This is a genomic window from bacterium, from assembly GCA_026398675.1.
Taxonomy (GTDB): Bacteria; RBG-13-66-14; RBG-13-66-14; order RBG-13-66-14; family RBG-13-66-14; genus RBG-13-66-14.
The window spans coordinates 1-1,760 of sequence record JAPLSK010000228.1 but is presented as its reverse complement, the minus strand read 5'-3'; the positions used below and the strand labels follow the sequence as shown (position 1 = coordinate 1,760).

The following is a 1,760-nucleotide window of genomic DNA, read 5'->3' as shown; positions in this document are numbered from 1 at the left end:
CCCGCCGAGCCCAGCCCCAGGGTGAGCTCGCCCGCATCCCCCCCGCCGGTTTTAGTGACCAGGTTCACCACGCCGCCCATGGCGCCGCCGCCGTAGTGGCTGCTGGCCACGCCCCGACGAATTTCTATCCGCTCCAATTCCGACAGGGGGATGGCCGAGAGGTCGGCCGTGCCGTTGGCGGCCTGGTTGATCGGGATGCCGTCCACCAGGACGAGGACCTGATTTGCGGCCGACCCCCGGATGGAGGCGGTGACGAGCCCGCCCGGCGTGCCGGACTCGTTGATCCAGACCCCCGGAATATCGGCTAAAAGCTCGCCCAGCGTGGTCGCCCCCGACGCCAAAATGTCGTCCCCTTCCAGGACGAGCCAGTCCGTCCCGGTGACGGGTTGGATTTCCCGGATGATGACCAGGCCGACGTCGTCGCCCGCCGAGGCGAGAATGAACAATACGCAGAGAACGGGTGCGATTTTCCGCACGGGAAAACCTCCGTGAGTTTGACCGTTTTTGTAAAAAGGGGATGAGATGAAGAGCCGCCCGGCGCCGGATGTCATCCGGGGCGGACGGCTCTATCAGGGCAGGATGCGGGTGGTCACGGCTGCCTCCTTTTACGCGAAGGGGGTTTTAACCGGGACCGGGTATCCTGGCTCACGGCTCCGGGAATCTGCGCGATTCTCCCGCGGGGCGGACGCCTTCCCGGGAATTTTTCCCCAGTGGCCTCCGACCGCCCCTAGCCGTTCACAGTGGCGCGACCGCGGCGGAATTGCACCGCCTTCCCCGGTCGAGTGCCCGGCACTCGACGCCCGGTAGGATGGAACGCCCCCATGTTACCCCTCGGCGCGGCGGTTAGTCAACGGGGCGAAAAAGGGTTAAAATACGGGCGTCTTTCCCGCGGAGGGGTCATGGACCGAACCGGCGAGGCCCTGGCTTTTTTGAAAGAAAAGTTGCCCGCACCCCGGGTGGCGCTGGTGCTCGGATCGGGGCTCTCGACGGCGGTCGAGGGGCCGGCGGACGCGGTCGTCCTCCCCTACGCCGAGATTCCGGGCTTCCCGAGAGCGCGGGTCGAGGGCCACCCCAGCCGCCTGTCATCGGGGGTTCTCTCCGGGGTTCCGGTGCTGGCGTTTTGCGGCCGGTTCCACTTCTACGAGGGCCACGACCCGGACGCGGTGACGCTGCCGGTGCGCCTGGCGGCGGGACTCGGGGCGGAGACGGTCGTCCTGACCAACGCGGCGGGGAGCCTGCGGACCGGGATTAAGCCCGGCTCCTTCCTCGTCATCCGGGACCACCTGCACCTCGCTGGCTACGACCCCCTGCGCGGTGAGGCGGTCTTTACGCCCATGACCGGGGCGTATGATGCCGACCTGCGCGCCATGGCCCTTTGTAGCGCGCGGGAGCTGGGCCTGGAGGTCGCCGAGGGGGTGTACGTGGGGATTTCCGGCCCGAGCTTCGAGACGCCCGCCGAGGCCGAGGCCTACCGACGGCTGGGGGGCGACGTGGTCGGGATGTCCACCACGCCGGAGGCCATCGTGGCGCGGCGGCTGGGCCTGAAGGTTCTGGGGCTCTCGGCGGTGACCAACTACGCCGCCCGGGAGGATTTCCCCCACGGGGAGGTCCTGCGGCGGTCGGGGGCGATGGCGGAGGATTTGGGGCGCTGGCTGCGGGCGATTTTCGCCGGTCTCGCTCTCCCCGGCGGCGAGGGGTAGCGCGCTTACGGGCCGGGGTGGGGGTTGCCCTGTGTCCCCTCCCCCCTCTGGGGGGAGGCT

Annotated in this window: 1 protein-coding gene, 1 pseudogene and 1 riboswitch; of the genes and pseudogenes, one reads left to right on the top strand and one right to left on the bottom strand. The window is 69.0% G+C overall.

Annotated features, from left to right (window positions below; translation table 11 throughout):
- Positions 1-128: 128 nt before the first annotated feature.
- Positions 129-551 (bottom strand): annotated as a pseudogene (locus tag NTW26_07280) (TonB-dependent receptor plug domain-containing protein).
- Positions 552-633: 82 nt separating this feature from the next.
- A riboswitch (cobalamin riboswitch) is annotated at positions 634-776 on the bottom strand.
- Between the two features lie 123 nt (positions 777-899).
- Here NTW26_07280 and NTW26_07275 point away from each other — a divergent pair.
- Complete coding sequence (locus NTW26_07275) at positions 900-1,700, top strand: purine-nucleoside phosphorylase (GenBank protein MCX7022058.1); 801 nt, start codon at positions 900-902, stop codon at positions 1,698-1,700.
- The last annotated feature ends 60 nt before the right edge of the window (positions 1,701-1,760 follow it).

What these genes read in the sequence shown, in the direction of transcription:
- NTW26_07275 (MCX7022058.1), top strand. Translation starts at nt 900, where the DNA reads ATGGACCGAACCGGCGAGGCCCTGGCTTTTTTGAAAGAAAAGTTGCCC.